At 51.8% G+C, this 3,088-nt stretch carries 1 protein-coding gene and 2 pseudogenes; 2 read left to right on the plus strand and 1 reads right to left on the minus strand.

Annotation, left to right across the window (positions count from 1 at the left end; translation table 11 throughout):
• Positions 1–229, plus strand: a pseudogene (locus JIN87_RS27710) (alpha/beta hydrolase); the annotation flags it as partial.
• Between the two features lie 177 nt (positions 230–406).
• Here JIN87_RS27710 and JIN87_RS27715 read toward each other — a convergent pair.
• Positions 407–2,761 carry an ABC transporter permease gene (locus JIN87_RS27715; RefSeq protein WP_200359940.1) on the minus strand — a complete coding sequence of 785 codons (2,355 nt, stop codon included), beginning with the start codon at positions 2,759–2,761 and terminating at the stop codon, positions 407–409.
• A 160-nt stretch (positions 2,762–2,921) separates the two neighbouring features.
• On the opposite strand from JIN87_RS27715, the pseudogene JIN87_RS28990 reads away from it, so the two are divergent.
• Positions 2,922–3,088, plus strand: a pseudogene (locus JIN87_RS28990) (alpha/beta hydrolase); the annotation flags it as partial.

A 3,088-nucleotide genomic window follows, 5' to 3' on the forward strand; every position in this document is an offset into this window, starting at 1 on the left:
CTTCGTACGTGCCGACGTGCCCCCCACCCTCCTAATCACAGGAGACCGAGAGCGGGAACTCCTCGGACGCTATGAAGAAAACGCCTATTTCTACCGCATGATGAAAGTTGCCGGACACGCAGACATCCAACTGTACGAACTTGACGGATACGGTCATGGCATGACCGAACCAGCCTTTCCCCTGCTACTCGAATTCGTATCCGAAAAATCTAAACAAGCACAGCAATAACCGACTCTTCACCTTCAAATCTCAAGAGGCTCGCTTATCGAGAAGCTGCCCCTTCTCCCGACGAAACTCGTTAGGTCCCATTCCCACTTCTGTGGGTAAGCTAGAATCTGAGGAGAAATCTCCTTATTTCCACGAAAATGGTAAGAGAGCATATTCATAGCTATCCACCAAAAGACCTCACTCCCGCATCAAAGTCGCCAGCTTCGGCCGCAGCGTAGGAGTTGTCGCAAAGATCAATACGACAGCGAATGCGAAAAATAGGCCCAGCGTCAGCAATGCCGCAGTCATCATCGGGAGACTAATATCAAACAGGTTCGCTCGAAATACCCGTTCTCCCGCAAAAAAACCGATCACTCCTGCCACAAATCCGACGAAAGTGATCAAAAGCCCCCGCCCCGTCTCTATCCGGAAAAGTTTTTTCGCCTCCAACCCCAAAGCATGGCGGACCGCAAATTCACGTTCACGCAAGATTACGATGTAACTCTGGTATCCAAATACTCCGCACAAGGAGAGTACCAATCCGATAAGACTCAAGGAAAGCAAAATCATGAAGCCCAGTCGCGGCGACGCCAGAGCTTCCTCCCAAATGGAATCGATCGTTGCCACTTCAACAACAATTACATCGGGGTCCACCTGCTTGATTTTGTCTACGACCAGTTCCGAATACCCCGCGACCAATGCCTCGTCCTCAAGCAACACATGCAAAAAGAGACGATCCTGATATGCAGGAACATAGATATTCGGGGCAACCCGCCCCGAGACCGACTCCGGTTGATCTTCAACAATGGCAATCACCTCTCCATACCCGGTGCCTCCCCATGGAGCGATTCTTCGACCCAAGGCCTGCTCTCCGGGAAACTCACGTTCCGCATAAGATCGGTTAATAATGTAATTAACAGGCGGATACTTACTCGCGTCCTCCGGCAGAAAATCCCGCCCCTCCAGCATCTCCAGCCCCATCGTCTTGAAATACCCCGGGACTACGAAACAAAACGAGATCCATTCCGGTTCACTCTCCAATGGACGCCCTTCAACCAAGGCCCGCGTCCAACCTCCACTGTTCAAGGGCAAAGTAGACGACGCCGATACCGACTCGATCCCACCTAGCTCCTGCAAACCGCCCTCGATTTGCCCCAGCCGACGATGCACATCTTCAAAGCCGGACATCTGCATACCGCTCAGAGCGATATCGACATGCAGCATGCGATCCTCATTCGGTCCAGACGTTACGCTCCCTTCGTCGCTTATTGATTTTAAGAAAGCCCCACAGCCAAGGATGCAAATCGTGACCAATGCCACTTGAGAAACCACACCCAACAAGGAGAGCCCATTCTTCATCGAAAAACGTGATCCTCCCGCCCGATCTCGTGACAAAAGGCTTTCGCCTCTAAACCAATACGTCATAAACGGGAAGCCCGTATGCAAGACAACGAGAAACGCCACCATGCCACAAAGCAAAAACAGAGGCACGGGAGCTACCAATCGCTCAAGCGGAATTTGCCCATAGCTCGCGCCCCAAAATCCATTATAGAGCTGCACGACCGCAAGCGAACACGCAGCCACTCCCAGCAAGGAAATCGCAACCGTGATCGCGAAATCTTTGAAAAAACGAAGCAGCACATGCTTAGCTCGAGCACCGAGCGCCGACATGACTTTCAGGTCAGCTGAGATCGCGACACTCCGTGTCACCAGCATCAGAACCTGATTCACCGTCCCTAGCACAAACAGAAACCCTGTCACAACGAATAAAGCGACGAACAAGCGGTGCATATTCGGGCGACGTTTTATCCTAAACTCCGTCTCGCTCAGCACATCCGCAGTGTAGGAGAATCCCAGCCTCTCCTCGATGTCAGCAAGAGCCGCATCCAACTGCAATTCCGCCACCGCCTTTCGCTCCGGGTCAAGCCGAGCAAGAATCTGGTATTCCTGATAATCCTCCACCTCGTACTGCCAAGCCATCGGGTTCTGCTTCAAAGGCGCCCAGATCTGCACGTCCTCCATCGAATCGAGATTCGGAAACGCGTTTTCCACGACGCCGACGACTTCAAAAGCCTGTCCCTTAAGAAACAGCTGTACCCCGTTTTGAAACTCAGTTCCACGACCCAGCGACTCCCAAAGGGTCACGTTGACCACCGCCACCTTATTTGCTCCGGCATCGTCGTCTTCCAAACGCAAAAAACGACCTGCCCGTAATTCGATCCTACCGATCACTTCCGAAAAACTTCCACTGGTCCAACTCACATTAGTCCAGTGCGGGCTGCCATCCGAATAAGCCGCAATCCCTCTCTCAATCAGATTCGCGCTCAATGATTCAAAGGCATCGGTTGAAACCACCACGTCCCTATAGTCCGCATAAGCGAGATTGCCCCAGGTCCCTAGTGAACTTGCCAAACGGTGCAACGTAGCCGGTTCCTCTACTTTCAAATCACCATAAAAAAAACGGTGTAAAAACGCCATCATCAATAAGTTACAAGTGAGCGTGGAAACCAACAATAGAGAGATAATCGTACGATAGAGGAGGCGACTTTTCATTCGAGAGGTGTGGCGAGTATGATTAAAAGTAACCGAATCATGTGCCTCCATCAAGTGATCCTCCAATAGGCGTCACTCTTCCGTATTAGTCGCAGCACTAGAGAGCAGAGCTGGTCTGGATTCCTCGGATCAAAACAAGAAACCGGACGAATGAGAAACTGTTTTCGTCTCCGGACATTCAGCAGGCGGATACCTAGCCCTTATGAGCGTAATGGACAAGGCACGGCTGGCGAAGCATGGTATCGACGCGAATTCGATCGCAGGCCTTATCCCCTTTAGCGGTCATACGATCACTCACTTCACAGTGCGCGCTGAGCGTGGCATCCC

Origin of the sequence: Pelagicoccus mobilis, from assembly GCF_016595505.1 — a bacterium.
Classification (GTDB): domain Bacteria; phylum Verrucomicrobiota; class Verrucomicrobiia; order Opitutales; family Opitutaceae; genus Pelagicoccus; species Pelagicoccus mobilis.

Bases quoted from the DNA above. Each gene is read 5' to 3' on its own strand.
- JIN87_RS27715 (WP_200359940.1), bottom strand. From the start codon at position 2,761: ATGAAAAGTCGCCTCCTCTATCGTACGATTATCTCTCTATTGTTGGTT.